Origin of the sequence: Agrobacterium sp. LMR679 (assembly GCF_027157905.1) — a bacterium.
Taxonomy (GTDB): Bacteria; Pseudomonadota; Alphaproteobacteria; order Rhizobiales; family Rhizobiaceae; genus Agrobacterium; species Agrobacterium leguminum.
Map to the genome: position 1 here is coordinate 213,629 of NZ_JAPVOJ010000002.1, position 17,721 is coordinate 231,349.

Here is a 17,721-nt window from a genome sequence, read left to right on the forward strand (position 1 = left end):
GAAGCCGGGCATTCCAGTTTCATCGGGGCTCAACCACCCGCAGCGGCAGACGCAAAGCGTCACCCGTCGCACGGTTCATTCAACCAAATAGATTTCAGGATTAAGCGATTGATTTTACTGGTGCCCCCGGCAGGGTTCGAACCCGCGACCCCCTGATTACAAATCAGGTGCTCTACCAACTGAGCTACAAGGGCAAGCCAGTGCCTTGCCAACTATCAGATTCTGACTTGGTGTAAAGTAAAAACTAACACCGTGGCACCGACAGACCGCTTTTCCACACCGTCGCCGGCCGGGCTGTCCTCATGATCGCAATTGTAGCAAAAGGCCCGGAAAATAAGCGAAGTATTTACGCAGCACCACTAGAATGGCGATGAAACATAACCATTCCAGTGAGAACAACGCATCATATGCGCGCGAGCATACAGAAAATCCAGCTGACGGGCACGATCATCATCGCCGTAAGCTCCATCCTGCTGGCAACCCTTGCCGCGCTGCCCAGCGTCTATAATTATCTGCGCTATCGCACCAATGCCGCGCAGCTCAGCCGCTTTGAAACCGCTCTCCAGTCCGCATGGCTGGTGTCGGCCGAGCGAGGCCCCGCCAATAATCTGATGGGCGCATCCGTGCCGGACGCAAGGCTGACCGAAGGGCTTGCCGCCGCGCGCAAGGCAACGGACGACAAGCTGTCGGAGCTGGAGAAATCCTTCGCCAACGATATCAGAACACAGCCTGAACTGGCGAAGTCGCTTGCTGATACCCGCCAGAAGCTCGAGCAATCGCGGGAACTGGTCGATCAGGTTGCCGCGCTCCCCCCTGACGCGCGTAACCACGGCGCGATGTCCAATGCGATTGCATCGATGTTCAAGGCGGCGGACAGCGTCAATCTGCTGCGCGGCAGGGCCGCACGCGCCATCATCAAGGTGACGCCCGACGTGGCGATCGACATCGCCATGACGGGCACGGCGGGCGTGATGCGCGACCGTATCGGTCGCCTCGGTTCCTATGTCATCATGAGTCTCAAGGCGAACAGGCAGGAAAAGCTCGGTTATCGCGCCAAGTTCGATACCGAGATGCAGAGCCTGCTGTCGCTGAAAGCATCGCTGACCAATTATACCGCCGCCTATCTCTCGACGCCGCGACTGGACGGCGCATTGCGCGATCTTGAAACCCAATATTTCGGTCAGGCTTTACGTTACGCGCAGAACACGATCGTGATGGCGGTGCCATCCGCCCAGCCAAGCGCGCTTGAATTCTCCAGAAACTATATTGCCGGCATGCGGTCGTCAGACACCCTGCGCGACCTTATTCTGTCCGAAACGCGTGCGCGGATCGAAAAGAAAAAGCAGGAGGCCCTGATCTATGGCGGCACCTCGCTCTTTCTCGCCGGCATCGCTGTGCTGGTGCTGTTGCGGCTGACATCGGTTTACAAAACCGCGCTGTTCCGTCCCATGCAATCCGTCCAGACGCAGATCGCCGCCATCGCTGGCGGTGATCTTTCCGAGAGCAATCATGAGGACAGGGTTGCTCCGGAAGTGAAGAAGATGTTCGAGGAACTGGATTTCCTGCGCGAACAGCTTCGCCAGAAGGGCGAAATGGAAAACCAGCAGCGTGCGCTGGCCGAACAACTGCGCACCCTTTCCGAAACCGATGCGCTGACGGGCGTCTTCAACCGCCGCGCACTCGAAAAGGCGGTTCGTTCCATATTGACGGGCGACGAACAATGTCAGTCGCTTGGCGTGATGATTGTCGATATCGACCATTTCAAATCGATCAACGACCGTTACGGCCATGCCATGGGTGACATCGCGCTTCAGAAGACCGCAGGCCTGCTGCGCAGCGCATTGCGCAAGCACGACATTCTCGCCCGATATGGCGGTGAGGAATTCGTCGTCGTGCTGCAGGATGTCAGCCATGCCACGGCGACGGCCACGGCCGACCGCCTTCGCCGCCTGATCGAAGCCCAGACCATCGACGAGCAAAGCGGCCTGTCACTGACGGCAAGTTTCGGCGTGGTCTGGCAGGAAGCGCGTGCGATCAACAGCTGGGACGAGTTGATCGCCATCGCCGACGACCGGCTTTACGAAGCCAAGCGCGCGGGCCGCAACCGGGTCTGGGCAACCTATTTCCCAAAGGTCGCGAACGGTTAAGAAATCGCCGGCGGCGGGTTTTGCTTCGACTAGATCAAATCCAGCGTCATGACCACGGGGCAATGATCGGAAGCCTTGGGGCGATCCCAGCCGGTGCGGGGATAACGTTCGACCTCCTGCCCCGGCGGGAATACCGTCCGGAAAGGTTGCCCATTGCGGATGATCTCGGGGACATGCGTGGCGTTCGTCTCCGCCAGACGCGGGGACAGCCAGATATAGTCGAGCTGGCACAGATGCTGCTCCTGCGGCCCGCGTGAATGGTAAAGCGTCCAGCGATCCATGACATCACGCCGCATCATCGGATTGACCACGAAACCATCGGCCGAAAGGATATCAAGGGCGCTGCGCTCCTCTTTGACGGGCGCGAAGCTGTAGCCGCTGCGCCTGTCGCCGGAAATCGCGACACGCTCCTGATAATCGTTCATATCGCCACAGATCGCGAAATTCTTGTTGCGGGTATTGCCCACACCCCAGCGGTTTTCAATGATACGGCGCACGGCCATGGCCTCCGCCTCGCGGATCGGCATGGTGGCGATGCGGGCGTCGACCGCATCGCGGGCATTGGTCATGGATTTGAAATGCGTGACGTAAAGCGTGAGCGGCTTGCCGCCGATCCTCAGATCGATTTCCAGGCAATCCCGTTTGAAAATCTTGTCGTCGATCTGGTTTGTGGCGGCAAGCGCGGGATTGAAGAGATCGAGATTGCGATAGGTCAGCGCCGCATGGCTCTTGATATCGACCACCTCGATCCTGTCGCCGTCCCGCGTCTCCTCGCGCATGACAACGGCGACATCGATGCCGCGGCTGTCATTGCCCTCGACCAGATATTTCTGCAGGTAGCCATTGCCGACCATGCGATAGAGATAGCCATATTCGAAGGCCTGCAGCGCGGCCATGTTGTCCACTTCCTGCAGGCAGAGAATATCGGCATCCGCATCGGCGATGGCGAGCGCCGAAAGCTGGCGCGTATCGTCTGTGGAAGACACCATCCGCGCGCTTTCCAGCGCCTGATAGGTCGCCTCGTCGCGAATATCGAAAAGCTGGATCGCCCTGTCGCGCCGCGTCTGGTTGCGAAAGCCGGTGAAATCGAAACGAGTGAGGAGATTTTCGATATTGAAGGTGGCAAGCCGAAGCGACATGAATCAATCCTATTGCTACAGCGAAAGCTTAGCCGGTGTCGCGCCGCCTCGCCAGTAGCTAGGGCCACGTCCTTCACCCTCCCTCATTCCTGTGCTCGTCACAGGAATCCAGTCAGCCCAAGGACTTGGGCTGAAAGGACTCTTTTCGCCGCGCAGACGCGCGTCGGCTGGATCCCTGTGACAAGCACAGGGATGAGGGAAGTACACTTATCGCACTAAAGCCGCCATGCCGCGCGAATGGCGACCGGCAGACGGTCCCCGACGTCAACCGCTTCGCGCGAATAGGCTCTGAGCGCCTGCCCGTCCGGCAGGTCGAGACGCAGGGAATAACGCTCGCCCTCATAAAGAACCGAGGTGACGGTGCAGGCGATGCCGTCTGCATCCCGCACCACATCCTGCGGCCGCACGAGAATATCCGCCTTCGGCAATTGCCGGCCGCTTTCCATCGCGACCCGAAGCGCCGTCCCGTCGATATCCCGAGAGGTGCCTTCCGGAACCGGCACGGTGAGGATTGACCCCTGCCCCACCAGCGAGCCGACCAGCCTGCCTTCAGGCCGCGCATAAAGCTCCGCCGGTGGCGCGACCTGCAGCAGCTTGCCCTGCGACATGACGGCGACATCGGTTGCCAGCGCCATGGCTTCGGCCTGATCGTGGGTGACATAGATCATCGTTGCGCCGGAGCGGATATGGAACTCGCGGAATGTCTCCTCCATCTCCTGCCTGAGATGCCGGTCGAGATTGGCGAGCGGCTCGTCGAGCAGCACCACGTCCGGCTCGGTAACGAGGCAGCGGGCAAGCGCCACGCGCTGCCGCTGGCCACCGGACAATTCGGCGGGGCGGCGATCGGCGAAGCTCTCGAGGCGGACGGCGGCCAGCGCCTGACGCACCTTCTCGCGATATTTCTCGCCGGAAATACCGCGCACCTTCAAGGGATAACCGGCATTGTCGGCAACCGACATATGCGGCCACAGCGCATAGGACTGGAACACCATCGCCATGTTGCGCCGCTCCGGCGGCACCATGCTGCCGGCATCGGCCAGCACCCGCTCGCCGAGCAGGATGGAACCATCGGTCGGCTGTTCGAAACCGGCGATCATGCGCAGCACCGTCGTCTTGCCGCAGCCGGAAGGCCCGAGCAGAGCGAGAAAACCACCGTCACGCACCGTCAGCGACACATCGTCCACGGCTGGCTTCGAACCGGCACCGAAACTCTTCGACAGGCGGTTGAGGATCAGTTTCGCCAAGGGACCACTCCTTTCGGCAGATAGCGCCCCAGAATTTCCAGCAGAGCCATGAGGAAAATCACCATGATGACGACAAGCACCGAAAGTGCCGAGGCGAGATCGAAGCTGCCGCTATCATCGAGATTGTAGATGAGCACGCCGAGCGTCTGCGTGCCCGCGGACCACAGCAGCGCCGAGACCGTCAGCTCATTGCAGGCGATCAGGAAAACGAGAATGACCGAAGCCCCCGCTGCGGGCCCGACCAGCGGCAGGATGATATCCTTCAGCCGCCGCCAGAAACCGGCGCCGGAGAGCCTTGCCGCCTCTTCCAGTGACGGATCGAATTGCAGGAAGGCGCTGACCATGGGTTTCAGGCTGACGGCGAAGAAGGAGGAGAAATAGGCGAGCAGAATGATCCAGATCGTGCCGTAAAGCGTGATGCCAAGCAGTGGAATGGGAGCGGCGAAAAGCAGCACGAAGGAGACGGAAATCACCACCCCCGGCAGCGCATAGGGAATATCCACCAGCGCCGAGAGCAGGAACATGAAACGGCTTTTGCCGCGCACGAGGAAATAAGCCGTCAGCACCGTCACCGCCAGGAGACACAAGGATGTCGCCGTCGCCAGAAACAGCGAATTGCGGAACGCCGTACGGGTTACGCTCTGCCGATAGAGCAACTCTTCATAAGCATGCAGCGTCGCCGTCTTGAGGCTGAGCGGCACGCCATAGGCGGGCGCGAGCGAGCTTGCCACCAGCGCCGTCAGCGGCGCCACCAGCATGAAAAACAGCACGAGCCACAGGGCAAGCTCCGCCGCCACCCGCCACAGCCCCAGCCGGAAGGTCGCCGCCTTGCCGGAAAGGCCGATGATGCGATAGTCCCTGCCCTTCATCGCCCGTTCCTGCAGCGCAAGCCCGGCGACGGAGATGATGGCGATCATGGTGGAGAGAATGGCGATATCGCCGAATGTGCTTGTGCCGAAACTGGCAAAACGGCTGTAGATCAGCGTCGGCAGGGTAAAGATCGAGGCGGGGATGCCGAGGATCGCCGGAATGCCGAAATTGCCCACACTGGAGACGAAGGAGATCGCCGCGCCTGCGATCAATCCCGGCGTCGACAGCGGCAGGATGATATCGAACAGTACGCGACGCGGCGACGCGCCGGAGAGCTTCGCAGCCTCGATGCCGTCCTGCGGCAAGGCGAGCAGACCGGCGCGCAGCGACAGATAGACGAGCGGCGCATGCTGCACACCGAGCAGAAGCGCGATGCCCGCAATCGAATAAAGCGGCTGCGGCGACCCCATCGGCGGCGCAAGGCCGAAGGCCTTCAACAGCGTGCTCGAAGGACCGGTCATGCCGATCCACGACAGCGCCGTCACCTGCGGCGGGATCATCATCGGCAGCATGAACAGGAAACTCAGGATCGACTTGCCGCGTATGTCGCAAAGCGTCAGCGAAAGCGCGAAAGCGCCGCCGATCAAAAGCGAAATCAGCATGCCGAAAAACGATGTGGAGAGCGTGTTCAGCGCCGCATCCCACAGGGCCGGATCGGCGAGAAGCCGCCATATGTCACCGTTAAGTGACGAAATGATGCCGGTATAGGCGAGCCGGCCGAGCGGCAGGGCGCTGAGCGCAAAAACAACGCTGACCACAAAAGGAAACAGCCAGCGCGGCTGGCTGCTTCCATAGGCATTGGAACGGGTCATTCCGCTATATCAGCCCTTGGAGCCGAAGATGTCGGAGAAGGTCTTCAGGTCCTGTTCGGAATTCTTCAGCGCATCGGCAGCGTTGAGCGGCAGGACCTTGATCTTTTCGCGGGCCGGGAAACCTTCCGGCATGCCGGCATCGGCGCGAACCGGGATGTAGCCGAGCTTGACGAAGCCCTGCTGGCCCTTTTCGGACAGCACGTAATCGACGAACTTCTTCGCCGCTTCCTCATGCTTGGTGCCCTTGATGATCGCGACCGGCTCGGTGACGGCCGAAACGCCCTCTTCCGGGAAGACGAACTCGACCGGCGCGCCCTTCGCCTTTTCGCGGATCGGCATGTAATCGACGACCACGCCATAAGCCTTTTCGCCCGAAGCGACCGACTTCAGAACCGCACCGTTGCCGCCGCCGGCAATGGCTTCATTGGCCTTCAACTGCTTGTAATAATCCCAACCGAGGCCGTTTGCGGCGGCAAGCGTCTGCGCATGGATCAGCGCTGCACCCGAGGTCAGCGGGCTTGGCATGGTCACCAGACCCTTGGCTTCCGCCTTCGCCAAATCCTTCCAGCTCGTCGGCTTCATCGCGGCAGCCGTGTTGTACATGATGCCGGTGGTGATGAGCTTGGTGGAATAATAGAAGCCGTCCGCATCGTAGAGCGAGGCGTCGATATTCTTGGCTTCCGCAGACTTGTGGGCGAGGAGCTGACCGGCCTGCTTCATGCGTTCCAGCGTCACGGTATCGGCGATCAAAAGCACGTCGGCAACCGGATTGCCGGCATTGATCTCAGCCATCAGCTTGGCCATGATCTTCGGCGTTCCGTCACGTACCCATTCAACCTCGAGACCGGGATTGGCGGCCTTGAAACCGTCAACGGTCGCCTGTGCGTCCTCGTTGGGCTGGCTGGTGTAAAGCACCAGATCGGCGGCATTGGCGGCGGTGGCGATGAAGCCGAGCGACACGATGGCGGTGAAAGCGGAGAGCAGCGTTTTCATGGGTCCAGTCCCTGTTGTTTGGTGGGACCGCTAAAACATGATTGCATAACATGTATGTGACAGGCAGGATTTTTGGGGTGGATCTGTTGGGGCAAGCGGGATTGAGGGGAACAGTACCCCTTGGCGCTTGCGGCTCACCCCCTCTGCCCTGCCGGGCATCTCCCCCTCAAGGGGGAGATTGGCAAGAGGCGCTACCGCCACTTCATTCGCAAACGTTGAGATGGGGGAGACCTTTCCACAGGTCGATCTCCCCCTTGAGGGGGAGATGTCCGGCAGGACAGAGGGGGTGAAGCCACAAACTCCGTCGCTGCCGAGAACCGCCGCCCTCAAATCGCCGCGATCGCCTCGCCCGTTTCCGCCTGCGCCGTCGCAATCAATCGGCCAAGCCGCTTCATGCCTTCCTCGATCATCGCCTCGTTGGCGCAGGAGAAGCTGATGCGCAGCGTATTCGTGCCGGAGCCATCCGCGAAGAAAGCGCGGCCGGGAACGAAGGCAACCTTTTCCGTGGCGATGGATTTCGCCAGCAGTGCCGCGCCATCCATACCCTCAGGCAACGTCACCCAGATGAACATGCCACCTTCCGGCTTGGTCCAGCGCGTGCCCTTCGGCATGTATCTGTCGAGCGCGGCCAGCATCGCATCGCGCCGCGCGCTATAGGCTGCCTTGATCTTGGCGACCTGTTTGTCGAAGCCGCGCGAGGCGACACGTTCGATGGCGATCTGGTTGATGGTCGAGGAATGCAGGTCGGCTGCCTGCTTCATCAGCACCAGCTTGCGGATAACCGGCGCGGAGGCAACGATGTAACCGACACGAAGGCCAGGTGCGAGCGTCTTCGAAAAGCTGCCGCAATAGATGGTGCGGGTGTTCTCGATGCCGCCCGAGCGGGCGATGTCGAGCGCCATGATCGGCGGAACAGCCTCGCCATCGTAACGCAGCGACTGGTAAGCGGCGTCTTCGATGACGGCTATATCCAGCTCGTCGGCCAGTGCCAGAACCTTTTCGCGGCCGGCCAGATCGACGGTTTCGCCGGTCGGGTTGGAGAAATCGGCGGAGAGATAAGCGAACTTCACCGCGCCACCGAGCTTGGCGGCATTCTCACGATAGGTCTCGGGCGTGCGGTTACCGCCGGGGTTCAGCTGGTCGTAATTCGGCTCATAGGCGTTGAAGGCGGAAAGCGCGCCGAGATAGGTCGGCCAGGTCACCAGCGCCGTATCCTTCGGCGACAGGAACAGCTTGCCGAGATAATCGAGGCCCTGCTGCGAACCGGAAACGATGAAGACGTTGTCGGCGGTGCAGTCGATGCCGATCTCGGCCATTTCGCCGGCCAGCCATTCGCGCAGCGGCTTGTAACCCTCACTGACAGAATATTGCAGCGCCGAGTTTACCTGCGAACCCGAAAAAATTTCCGCATAAGCCTGCTGGAACTCCTCTGCGGGGAAAAGAGCCGGGTCCGGAATACCGCCGGCAAAGGAGATGATATCGGGCTGTTCGAGCAGCTTCAGCAACTCACGGATTTCGGACGCTTTCATGCGCGAAGAGCGCGTGGCGAAAATTTGTTCCCAATTAAGCATGGGTACGTTTCCTCTTGTGTCGTTTTTATGCGTGCATCTTTACAGAAATGTCGATACGTCAGCAATACTGACTTATCAGTTTTTCGAATTATTTCTGCCTCCCTGCACATTGCCCGCAACCGACCTGCCTTGAGGCCCGATTTTGCGGACAAAGCCAAATACACCCTTGCGCAAAGCTTCACAATCACACCTTTGCGATTGACGCGGCATGGTTTTCCGGCTGGATTGCGCGCGCGCCGCAACACGGCGAAAGCATCATGGGAGTTTGACGACATGCTGAAAAACATCGACCCGGCGCTGAATGCCGATGTTCTGCACGCGCTGCGCGCCATGGGGCATGGCGATACGCTGGTGATCTCCGACACCAACTTCCCTTCCGATTCGGTTGCCCGCCACACGACCGTCGGCAAGGTACTGCATATCGACAACGTCTCCGCAGCCCGCGCCATGAAGGCGATCCTCTCCGTCCTGCCGCTCGATACACCGCTGCAGCCTTCCGTCGGCCGCATGGAAGTGATGGGCGCACCGGATCAGCTGGAGCCGGTACAGGTGGAAGTGCAGAAGGAAATCGACGCGGCGGAAGGAAAATCCGCTCCCATGTATGGCATCGAGCGCTTCGCCTTCTACGAACAGGCGAAAAAAGCCTATTGCGTCATCACCACGGGCGAGACACGATTTTATGGCTGCTTCCTTCTGACGAAGGGCGTCATCCCGCCGGCCACATAAGGCCAAAAACGGGAAAATTGCGCTGGCCGCCGGCCTTCATGACAATTTCAAGTTGTTATGACAAAAACTTCCACTAGGCTTGAAAATCCAACCGGAGGTGTGCGGATCATGACCCAATATGTCCTGGCGTTCTGGAATGTCGAAAACCTGTTTGCGCCGGAGGGTTATCCGGCGCGCGAGCCGTGGATTGCCGAGCGGCTGAAGAACGATCTGAAAGGCTGGACCGAGGACCTGTTCAAAACCAAGGTCAAACAGCTCGGTCTGATCATAAGCCAGATCGGCGGCGCGGGGCCGGATCTGCTCGGTGTGTGCGAAGTCGAGAACCGTTTCGTTCTGGAGACGCTGGCGGAACATCTGAACGACCTCATGCCCGCGCGCGCCTATCGGGTCGTGCATGCCGATTCCAGCAAGGACCAGCGCGGCATCGATACCGCCTTCATCTATGACAGCAAAAAGCTGCTGATCAACGAAAACGAGATTTTCAGCCATTTCGTGATGCGCCGCACCGGCACGCGCGACATTACCCAATGCACCTTCATCACCAAAGGCGGTCGCCAGCTTATCGCGCTCTCCAATCACTGGCCGTCGCGCTCTGGCGGCGCGGTGGAAAGCGCCGGTTTTCGCATGACGGCCGGTGAAACGCTGGGCTATTGGCATCAGCGAATTCGCGAAGAGAAAGGCAACGACATCGCCGTCATCGCCTTCGGCGACTTCAACGACGATCCTTCCGATGCATCGCTGCGCTACCACGCCAACTCCACCCGCGAGCGCGACGATGTCGAAAATTCGCAATCGGCGATGTTCTACAATCTCACCTGGAATTACCTGCGCCAGCCGGTGGTCGATTCCGTCGGCACGGCAAGAACGATCTACGGCACGCTCTATTTCAACGGAGACGCCAATATCTTCGATCAGATCCTCGTTTCCCGATCGCTTCTGACCGGTAGCAGCGGTTTCAAGGCGCGTGAGGAGACGGCAAAAATCGAAGCGATTGCCGCCATGGTCAGCCACAGCAAGAATGAGGGACCGATCCGCTTCGGCCTGTCGAAAGGTGATGCGGTCAAAAACGTAAATCTCGGTGGTTTTTCCGATCACTTCCCCGTTTCCGTTGTCATCGAGGAAGACGACGCCATCGTGTGACGGCACATCGAAAACAAAAAGGCCGGAGCTTTCGCTCCGGCCTTCCTGTTCTCTACCAGTCAATGAAGCTTAGTTGACAGCCTTGTCGACCAGCTTGTTCTTGCCGATCCAGGGCATCATGCCGCGCAGCTTGGCGCCGACTTCTTCGATCTGGTGGGCGTCGTTGTTGCGACGGATACCCTTGAAGCGGGCAGCGCCGGCCTTCCATTCCTGCATCCACTCGGAGGTGAACTTGCCGGTCTGGATGTCGTGCAGGACGCGCTTCATTTCAGCCTTGGTGTCGGCGGTGATGATGCGCGGACCGGTGACGTATTCGCCCCACTCGGCCGTGTTGGAGATCGAGTAGTTCATGTTGGCGATGCCGCCTTCATAGATCAGGTCGACGATCAGCTTCACTTCGTGCAGGCACTCGAAATAGGCCATTTCCGGTGCGTAACCGGCTTCAACCAGGGTTTCGAAACCGGCGCGGATGAGCTCGACGAGACCACCGCAGAGAACGACCTGTTCGCCGAAGAGGTCGGTTTCGCACTCTTCCTTGAAGTTGGTTTCGATGATGCCCGAACGGCCGCCGCCAACGCCGCAGGCGTAGGAGAGAGCGAGTTCAAGCGCGTTGCCCGAAGCGTTCTGGTGAACGGCAACGAGGCAGGGAACGCCGCCGCCCTTCTGGTATTCGCCACGAACCGTGTGGCCGGGGCCCTTCGGTGCGATCATGACGACGTCGAGCGATGCCTTCGGCTCGATGAGGCCGAAGTGAACGTTGAGGCCGTGTGCGAAAGCGATAGCAGCGCCATCACGGATGTTGCCGGCGATGTCGGCCTTGTAGATGTCGGCCTGAAGTTCGTCCGGCGTCGCCATCATCAGGAGGTCGCCCCACTTGGCGGCTTCGGCAACCGTCATAACCTTGAAGCCGTCGGCTTCTGCCTTCTTGACGGTCGGCGAACCGGCCTTCAGGGCGATGACGACGTTCTTGGCGCCGGAATCCTTAAGGTTCAACGCATGGGCGCGGCCCTGGGAGCCGTAACCAACGATGACGACATTCTTCGCCTTGATGAGATTGAGATCGGCATCACGATCATAATAAACGCGCATTTTATGGTCCTTCCCTAATGCTTGTCTCTCAGTTGTCTGAACCGGAATCTCAGGCGGGTTTGCCGCTGAGTTCCGAATGTACCTTTTCCGTGCCGTAGAGCGTCAGAAAGGCGACGACCGCCTTCTTTGCCCGGGCGGAAAAATCCTTGTCCGGCGCCTCGCCCAGCAGCATGCGCACATGCAGATCCGAAACGATGAGACCGTAAAAACTGCGATACGCCTCTTCAGCGTCATCGAAACGCAGGTAGCCGGAACGGCGACCCGCCTCGATCAGTCCACGGGCGCGGCGGTCGATCTGGCGACGGCCGCGTTCTAGTAAAAGATCGCCGAGCTTCGAGCCGTCACGGCTCGCCTGCCCTATCGCCAGACGGTTAAGCGCCAGTGACACGTCACCCGCCAGCACATCCAGCAGATCATGCGCGAAAACCTCGAGATGATCGGCAAGCTGCGGCGCGGAAACGCGGTCGCCCGCCTTTTCGAAGGTGCGGACCTTGCTCTGCTGAAAGGTGATCATTGCCGCCAGCAGGCCGTCCCGGTCACCGAACCACTTATAGAGGCTTTCCTTGGAACAGTTTGCAGCGCGCGCCAGCCCGGATGTAGTGAGCGCTTTCTCGCCGCCCTCGACCAATAGACGCAATGCCTGATCCAGAACGGCGTTCTGGCGCGGCGAAAATTCCTGCGCTGTGATCGGGTCGGAAGCCAAGTCTTTTCCACTCCAGGGGCTCGATTAATGTACCGTACGGTACGGTTCGAGCGCCATTTAAGCGGAGGCAGCTTCCCGGTCAAGCGGATTCTTCAGAGGAGGACGAGAATTGACGCGCTGCACCATGAAGCGCGGCAGACGCCAGCATTCAGTTCTCGATATCGTACCGGCTTCTCGCCTCGCGTATCGCATCGTGATTGTCGAGCGCCCACTGAATGACGACTTTAAGCGGCGCGTAGAGCGACGCCCCGAGCGGAGTAATGCTGTATTCCACGCTCGGCGGCTTCGTCGGAAAGACCTGCCGGTGAATATAACCTTCGCGCTGCAAATCACGCAGCGTCTGGGTCAGCATGCGCTGGGAAATATCCGGCACCATGCGCCGCAGTTCGCCGAAACGGTAGGGCTTCGATGCTATCGCCCCTAACAGCAAAGTGGACCATTTGCCGCCGATCTGGTTCATGACATCCCGCACGGGGCAATCGGCAAGACTGGTGGCGGAAAACACCAGCCCAAAGGCCTCGTCCAGCCTGTTTTCCTGCCTTGTGGGCCCGGCAACGTTCATAAGCATGGTTCCCTTTTGGTAACGATCCGCACAGAACCTGCCTTCTTTACAGCGTTTCGGCAATTCCTATTTTAGTGCTGCTCTCTTTTTGAGACCACCGAAAGGATAGAAATCATGAGCAGAATTCTGGTGACCGGCGCCGCCGGACAGCTTGGACAGGCCGTCATTCGCCACCTCCTGGAAACCCACCATGTCCCCGCCGCCAGTATCGTCGCCGCCACCCGCGACATATCCCGGCTCTCCGCCCTTGCTGCAAAGGGCATCGAAGTAAGACGGGCGGATTTCGACGACCCGGCTTCGCTTGACGCGGCCTTTTCCGGCATCGACACGCTGCTGGTCATCTCCACCGACGCGCTCATGGTCCCCGGCCTTCGCCTCAGACAACATCAAACGGCGGTGGAGGCCGCCGCAAAAGCCGGCATCCGGCATATCGCCTATACGTCGATGCCAAGCCCCGACAAATCTCTCGTCAGCTTCGCACCCGATCATCTGGGAACGGAAACAACGATCAAGGCAAGCGGCCTGCCCTACACCATTCTTCGCAATGCCTGGTATTTCGACAACCACCTGCACGGCATGCCGCAAAATCTGAAAAACGGCCAATGGTTCACCGCGCGGGGCAACGGCAGGGTCGCAGATATTTCCCGTGAAGACTGCGCCCATGCCGCTGCCGCCGCCCTGCTGAAACCGGCGGAAAACCGGACCTATACGCTAACCGGAACTGAAACATCGACAGCCGACGGGCTGGCTTCCCTGATAAGCGAGGCGACGGGCAAGCCGCTTGCCGTGGTGCAGGTCACGCCCGAACAGCTCAAGCAGGCAATAGCGGCAACGGGATTGCCGGAAATCATTGCCGGCATGATTGCCTCCGCCGACGCCAATATCGCCGCCGGAAACTTCGACATCGTGACCCGAGACTTCGAAACGCTGACGGGCGCGACGCCGCAATCCGCAGCGGATTTCTTCAGCGCGCATAGATCCGCGCTGCTCGGCTGAAATGCCGGCCCGTTCCGTCCCCTCCGGGAAGGAACGGGCCTTAAAACAACGACCTATGCTCAAGCCCGAAGGGTCGAGGGCGAAACAGCCTGTTCCGCCGCGATAATCTCACGCGAAGCATCGATATCCCGCGACGGCGACAACCCGTAGAAACGGCTATATTCGCGGCTGAACTGCGACGGGCTCTGATAACCGACGCGGTGGCCGGCAGTGCCCGCATCCAGCCGCTCCAGCAGCATCAGCCGCCGCGCCTCATGCAGGCGCAGCTGCTTCTGGTACTGAACCGGCGTCATGGCCGTGATCGTCTTGAAGTGGTGGTGGAAGGACGAGACGCTCATGCCGATATGATCGGCGAGATCCTCGATGCGCAACTGGCGTGCGAAATTCTCGCGCAGCCAGGCGATGGCGCGGGCGATGCGGTTGCCATGGCTGCCGGCCGCGATGATGTTCATAAGCTGCCCGCCCGCCGGTCCGGTCAGAATGCGGTAGAGGATTTCCTGTTCGATCAGCGGCGCCATGGCCGCGATGTCCGCCGGACGGTCGAGCAGGCGCAACAGGCGGATAGCCGCATCGAGAAGTTCCGGCGTGGCGGTATTGACGACGATGCCGCGCTGCGCATTCGCCGGCTCGGCAGGCGGATCGATAGGTACACGCCGCATGAGATCGAGCAGCTTCTCGCTGTCGATAGCAAGCGCAATGCAGAAATGCGGCACCTCCCTGCTCGCCTCCACCACGCGCCATGCAACCGGCAGATCGAGCGAGGTCAGGAGATAATCCCCCGCGCCATAATTGATGGTGTCCGTTCCCAATTGAACGCTTTTCGAGCCCTGGATCACCAGGGCGAGACAGGGGCGATAGCTGCCGTGGCAAGGCGCACTCGGCGTCGTACGCCTGCTGATGCCGAGGGAGTCGATTGCCGTCTGCACCTCGCCGTCCTGGGTAGCATGCCGCGCGGCAATGGAGGCAATCTCCTGATAGACATTGAACGGCAAGGACATAGGGGAAATCCCTTAACTGAAGGAAGAGGTGCGTCTGCTGCCTTTTATCTAGAAAGCCGCGCGGCCCGCGCAAAGAGTGCGCCACCATATTTTTGCAGGATCGTGCAAAAAGCTCGGAGGATCGCTCTAACGCTGCCTCGCGCTTCCATCGCATATTCCGTCGTCCCCAACCCCCGAAAGGATATTCAGATGGCTATTGCTAGAGGTTACGCTGCGACCGACGCGTCCAAGCCGCTTACCCCGTTCACCTTCGAACGCCGCGAGCCGAACGATGACGACGTCGTCATCGACATCAAATATGCCGGCATCTGCCACTCGGACATCCACACCGTCCGTAACGAATGGAAGAACGCCGTCTACCCGATCGTTCCCGGCCATGAAATCGCCGGCGTCGTGAAAGCCGTCGGTTCCAAGGTCACGAAGTTCAAGGTCGGCGACCATGTCGGCGTCGGCTGCTTCGTCGATTCCTGCGTCGGCTGCGCCGCCCGCGATCTCGACAACGAGCATTACATGCCCGGCCTCGTCCAGACCTATAACGACGTCGATCCCTTCACGAAGACCGCGACCCATGGCGGTTATTCCGACTCGATCGTCGTCAAGGAAGGTTACGTCCTGTCGATCCCGGACAACCTGCCGCTCGACGCTTCCGCACCGCTTCTCTGCGCCGGCATTACACTTTATTCGCCGCTGCGCCGCTGGAATGCCGGTCCCGGCCAGAAGGTCGCGATCGTCGGTATGGGCGGCCTTGGCCATATGGGCGTCAAGCTCGGTGCGGCCATGGGTGCGGATATCACCGTGCTTTCCCAGACGCTGTCGAAGAAGGAAGACGGCCTGAAGCTCGGCGCGAAGGAATATTACGCCACCAGCGACGCCTCGACCTTCGAGAAGCTGGCCGGCACCTTCGACCTGATCATCTGCACGGCCGGCGTCGCCATCGACTGGAATGCCTATCTCGGCCTCCTGAAGCCCAAGGGCAGCATGGTCGTCGTCGGTGCGCCGGAACATCCGATCCCGGTCCACGCCTTCGCGCTGATCTTCGGTGCGAAGAACCTGTCCGGCTCGATGATCGGTTCGATCAAGGAAACCCAGGAAATGCTGGATTTCTGCGGCGAGCACAACATCGTCTCGGAGATCGAGACGATCAATATCCAGGACGTCAACGAAGCCTATGAGCGCGTGCTGAAGAGCGATGTGCGGTATCGCTTCGTCATCGACATGGCATCGCTCGACGCGTGAGCCTTGGATTGGGCAAACCCGCCCCATCCACACTCCGTCACCCCGGACTAGATCCGGGGTCCAGCCAGCCCAAGTCCTTGGGCTGAAAACTCTTCTCGCCGCGCAGACGCGCGGCGGCTGGATGCCGGATCAAGTCCGGCATGACGGAGGAGTAGTCTGGCGCAGCTGTCATAACACAAGGGCGGGAAGCCATGCTTCCCGCCCCTATCATTTGCCCGCCTGACCCTCAGGCCTCATCCTTCAGCGTCTCTTTCTGAGTAATCAGCCGCGCACTGTGCTGGCCGCTCAGGTAAATCCACAGCCAGCTCCAAGCCACGGCAAGCCGTGACCGGGTTCCGATCAGGAAGTAGATGTGGGCAAGCCCCCATATCCACCACGCCAGCACACCCTTGAGCTTGAACCGGCCGAAATCGATCACCGCCGCGCGTTTGCCGATGGTCGCCAGATTGCCCTGATGGCTGTAGCGGAACGGCGGCGGTGACGGCTGGCCGGCCAGCCGCGCCTTGATGACCTTCGCAACATAGGCGCCCTGCTGCTTTGCCGCAGGCGCAATGCCCGGCACCGGCTTGCCGTTTTCCTGATTGACGGCGGCCGTATCGCCGATAACGAAGATATTCGGGTCGTCTTCCAGATGAAGATGCGGCCCGACAACAGCGCGTCCCGCCCGGTCGGCGGCGGCGTTGAGCCATTTTGCGGCGGGCGACGCCTGCACGCCGGCGGCCCAGACCACGGTGCGGCAGGGGTAATAGGTCTCGCCCACCGTCACGCCCTCATCGCTGCAGGCTGTCACCGGCGTGCCGAGCAGAACCTCGACGCCAAGTTTTTCGAGCGCTTCCTTCGCATAGGCAGAAAGGTCTTCCGTGAAGACCGGGAGAACGCGAGGGCCAGCCTCGACGAGCAGCACCCGGGTCTTTCTGGTATCCACATTGCGGAATTCCGCCGGCAGCGCCTTGTGCGCCAGCTCCGCGATCATGCCTGCCATTTCCACGCCCGTCGGGCCTGCGCCGATGATGACGAAAGTCAGCAGCGCCTGCCGTTCCTCTTCGCTGGTGGCGAGTTCGGCCCGCTCGAAAGCCAGAAGCAGGCGGCGGCGGATTGTCGTCGCATCTTCAAGCGTCTTGAGACCGGGGGCGGAGCGCTCCCACTCGTCGCGGCCGAAATAGGCGTGGCGGGCGCCGGTGGCCAGCACCAGCGTATCGAAACCGATGACCTGACCCGAATTCAGATGCACGGTCCGCGCCGCACGGTCCACGCCGGTCACTTCTGCAAGCAGGGTCGTGACTTCCTTGCGGTCGCGATAGAGATGGCGGATCGGCCAGGCGATTTCGGATGTCGCCAGAGCCGTCGTCGCAACCTGATAAAGCAATGGCTGGAACAGGTGGTGATTGCGACGATCAATCAGTGTGATGCGGACAGGGGCCCCCTCCAGCCCGTGTACCAGTTGCAAACCGCCGAAGCCTCCACCCACGACGACAACGTGATGTTCTTGCATATG

15 protein-coding genes and 1 tRNA gene are annotated in these 17,721 nt (G+C 60.4%); 5 read left to right on the forward strand and 11 right to left on the reverse strand.

Annotated features, from left to right (window positions below; genetic code table 11):
* Positions 1–118 precede the first annotated feature (118 nt).
* Positions 119–194, reverse strand: a tRNA-Thr gene (locus O3W47_RS11905).
* Between the two features lie 213 nt (positions 195–407).
* Between O3W47_RS11905 and O3W47_RS11910 the strand changes: the two genes are divergently transcribed.
* A complete protein-coding gene (locus O3W47_RS11910) occupies positions 408–2,147 on the forward strand; it encodes a GGDEF domain-containing protein (RefSeq protein ID WP_269313824.1) in 1,740 nt (579 codons plus the stop codon).
* Positions 2,148–2,176: 29 nt separating this feature from the next.
* Here O3W47_RS11910 and O3W47_RS11915 read toward each other — a convergent pair whose 3' ends face one another.
* The 5 genes from O3W47_RS11915 to O3W47_RS11935 form a co-directional block, all read right to left on the reverse strand.
* The gene (locus tag O3W47_RS11915) at positions 2,177–3,286 is read right to left on the reverse strand and encodes an endonuclease/exonuclease/phosphatase family protein (protein ID WP_120947559.1); all 1,110 of its coding nucleotides are present in this window, start codon (positions 3,284–3,286) and stop codon (positions 2,177–2,179) included.
* A 215-nt stretch (positions 3,287–3,501) separates the two neighbouring features.
* Positions 3,502–4,530 carry an ABC transporter ATP-binding protein gene (locus O3W47_RS11920; RefSeq protein ID WP_137453011.1) on the reverse strand — a complete coding sequence of 343 codons (1,029 nt, stop codon included), beginning with the start codon at positions 4,528–4,530 and terminating at the stop codon, positions 3,502–3,504.
* Positions 4,518–6,212, reverse strand: coding sequence for an ABC transporter permease (locus O3W47_RS11925; protein ID WP_137453010.1), 1,695 nt, complete (start codon positions 6,210–6,212; stop codon positions 4,518–4,520). Before O3W47_RS11925 ends, O3W47_RS11920 begins: the two co-directional genes overlap by 13 nt.
* 9 nt (positions 6,213–6,221) lie before the next feature.
* Positions 6,222–7,205, reverse strand: a complete 984-nt coding sequence (locus O3W47_RS11930) for an ABC transporter substrate-binding protein (protein ID WP_269313825.1) — start codon at positions 7,203–7,205, stop codon at positions 6,222–6,224.
* 326 nt (positions 7,206–7,531) lie between these two features.
* Positions 7,532–8,776, reverse strand: coding sequence for an aminotransferase-like domain-containing protein (locus O3W47_RS11935; protein WP_080816583.1), 1,245 nt, complete (start codon positions 8,774–8,776; stop codon positions 7,532–7,534).
* A gap of 273 nt (positions 8,777–9,049) precedes the next feature.
* On the opposite strand from O3W47_RS11935, the gene O3W47_RS11940 reads away from it, so the two are divergent.
* Both O3W47_RS11940 and O3W47_RS11945 read left to right on the forward strand, forming a co-directional pair.
* Positions 9,050–9,502 carry an RbsD/FucU family protein gene (locus tag O3W47_RS11940; protein WP_137453007.1) on the forward strand — a complete coding sequence of 151 codons (453 nt, stop codon included), beginning with the start codon at positions 9,050–9,052 and terminating at the stop codon, positions 9,500–9,502.
* A 108-nt stretch (positions 9,503–9,610) separates the two neighbouring features.
* Positions 9,611–10,642 (forward strand): endonuclease/exonuclease/phosphatase family protein, encoded by a 1,032-nt coding sequence (locus tag O3W47_RS11945; RefSeq protein WP_127757226.1) that lies wholly within the window; start codon positions 9,611–9,613, stop codon positions 10,640–10,642.
* Between the two features lie 69 nt (positions 10,643–10,711).
* Here O3W47_RS11945 and ilvC read toward each other — a convergent pair whose 3' ends face one another.
* The 3 genes from ilvC to O3W47_RS11960 form a co-directional block, all read right to left on the reverse strand.
* Positions 10,712–11,731, reverse strand: a complete 1,020-nt coding sequence (gene ilvC, locus O3W47_RS11950) for a ketol-acid reductoisomerase (protein WP_137453006.1) — start codon at positions 11,729–11,731, stop codon at positions 10,712–10,714.
* A 49-nt stretch (positions 11,732–11,780) separates the two neighbouring features.
* Complete coding sequence (locus tag O3W47_RS11955) at positions 11,781–12,434, reverse strand: TetR/AcrR family transcriptional regulator (RefSeq protein WP_003507581.1); 654 nt, start codon at positions 12,432–12,434, stop codon at positions 11,781–11,783.
* A gap of 148 nt (positions 12,435–12,582) precedes the next feature.
* Positions 12,583–12,996 (reverse strand): winged helix-turn-helix transcriptional regulator, encoded by a 414-nt coding sequence (locus O3W47_RS11960; RefSeq protein ID WP_080816571.1) that lies wholly within the window; start codon positions 12,994–12,996, stop codon positions 12,583–12,585.
* A 111-nt stretch (positions 12,997–13,107) separates the two neighbouring features.
* Here O3W47_RS11960 and O3W47_RS11965 point away from each other — a divergent pair, with 111 nt between their 5' ends.
* Positions 13,108–13,992, forward strand: coding sequence for an SDR family oxidoreductase (locus O3W47_RS11965; RefSeq protein ID WP_269314829.1), 885 nt, complete (start codon positions 13,108–13,110; stop codon positions 13,990–13,992).
* 59 nt (positions 13,993–14,051) lie between these two features.
* Here O3W47_RS11965 and O3W47_RS11970 read toward each other — a convergent pair whose 3' ends face one another.
* A complete protein-coding gene (locus O3W47_RS11970) occupies positions 14,052–14,990 on the reverse strand; it encodes an AraC family transcriptional regulator (protein WP_137453004.1) in 939 nt (312 codons plus the stop codon).
* A gap of 189 nt (positions 14,991–15,179) precedes the next feature.
* On the opposite strand from O3W47_RS11970, the gene O3W47_RS11975 reads away from it, so the two are divergent.
* A complete protein-coding gene (locus O3W47_RS11975) occupies positions 15,180–16,226 on the forward strand; it encodes an NAD(P)-dependent alcohol dehydrogenase (RefSeq protein WP_269313826.1) in 1,047 nt (348 codons plus the stop codon).
* 226 nt (positions 16,227–16,452) lie between these two features.
* Here the strand turns inward: O3W47_RS11975 and O3W47_RS11980 are convergent, their stop codons facing one another.
* Complete coding sequence (locus O3W47_RS11980; protein ID WP_269313827.1) at positions 16,453–17,718, reverse strand: NAD(P)/FAD-dependent oxidoreductase; 1,266 nt, start codon at positions 17,716–17,718, stop codon at positions 16,453–16,455.
* Between the last annotated feature and the right edge of the window lie 3 nt (positions 17,719–17,721).

Excerpts from the sequence above, each read along its gene's own strand:
- ilvC (WP_137453006.1), bottom strand. The coding sequence starts at position 11,731 with ATGCGCGTTTATTATGATCGTGATGCCGATCTCAATCTCATCAAGGCG.
- O3W47_RS11975 (WP_269313826.1), top strand. The coding sequence starts at position 15,180 with ATGGCTATTGCTAGAGGTTACGCTGCGACCGACGCGTCCAAGCCGCTT.
- O3W47_RS11940 (WP_137453007.1), top strand. The coding sequence starts at position 9,050 with ATGCTGAAAAACATCGACCCGGCGCTGAATGCCGATGTTCTGCACGCG.
- O3W47_RS11910 (WP_269313824.1), top strand. The coding sequence starts at position 408 with ATGCGCGCGAGCATACAGAAAATCCAGCTGACGGGCACGATCATCATC.
- O3W47_RS11960 (WP_080816571.1), bottom strand. The coding sequence starts at position 12,996 with ATGAACGTTGCCGGGCCCACAAGGCAGGAAAACAGGCTGGACGAGGCC.
- O3W47_RS11930 (WP_269313825.1), bottom strand. The coding sequence starts at position 7,205 with ATGAAAACGCTGCTCTCCGCTTTCACCGCCATCGTGTCGCTCGGCTTC.
- O3W47_RS11935 (WP_080816583.1), bottom strand. The coding sequence starts at position 8,776 with ATGCTTAATTGGGAACAAATTTTCGCCACGCGCTCTTCGCGCATGAAA.
- O3W47_RS11980 (WP_269313827.1), bottom strand. The coding sequence starts at position 17,718 with ATGCAAGAACATCACGTTGTCGTCGTGGGTGGAGGCTTCGGCGGTTTG.
- O3W47_RS11915 (WP_120947559.1), bottom strand. The coding sequence starts at position 3,286 with ATGTCGCTTCGGCTTGCCACCTTCAATATCGAAAATCTCCTCACTCGT.
- O3W47_RS11925 (WP_137453010.1), bottom strand. The coding sequence starts at position 6,212 with ATGACCCGTTCCAATGCCTATGGAAGCAGCCAGCCGCGCTGGCTGTTT.
- O3W47_RS11970 (WP_137453004.1), bottom strand. The coding sequence starts at position 14,990 with ATGTCCTTGCCGTTCAATGTCTATCAGGAGATTGCCTCCATTGCCGCG.
- O3W47_RS11945 (WP_127757226.1), top strand. The coding sequence starts at position 9,611 with ATGACCCAATATGTCCTGGCGTTCTGGAATGTCGAAAACCTGTTTGCG.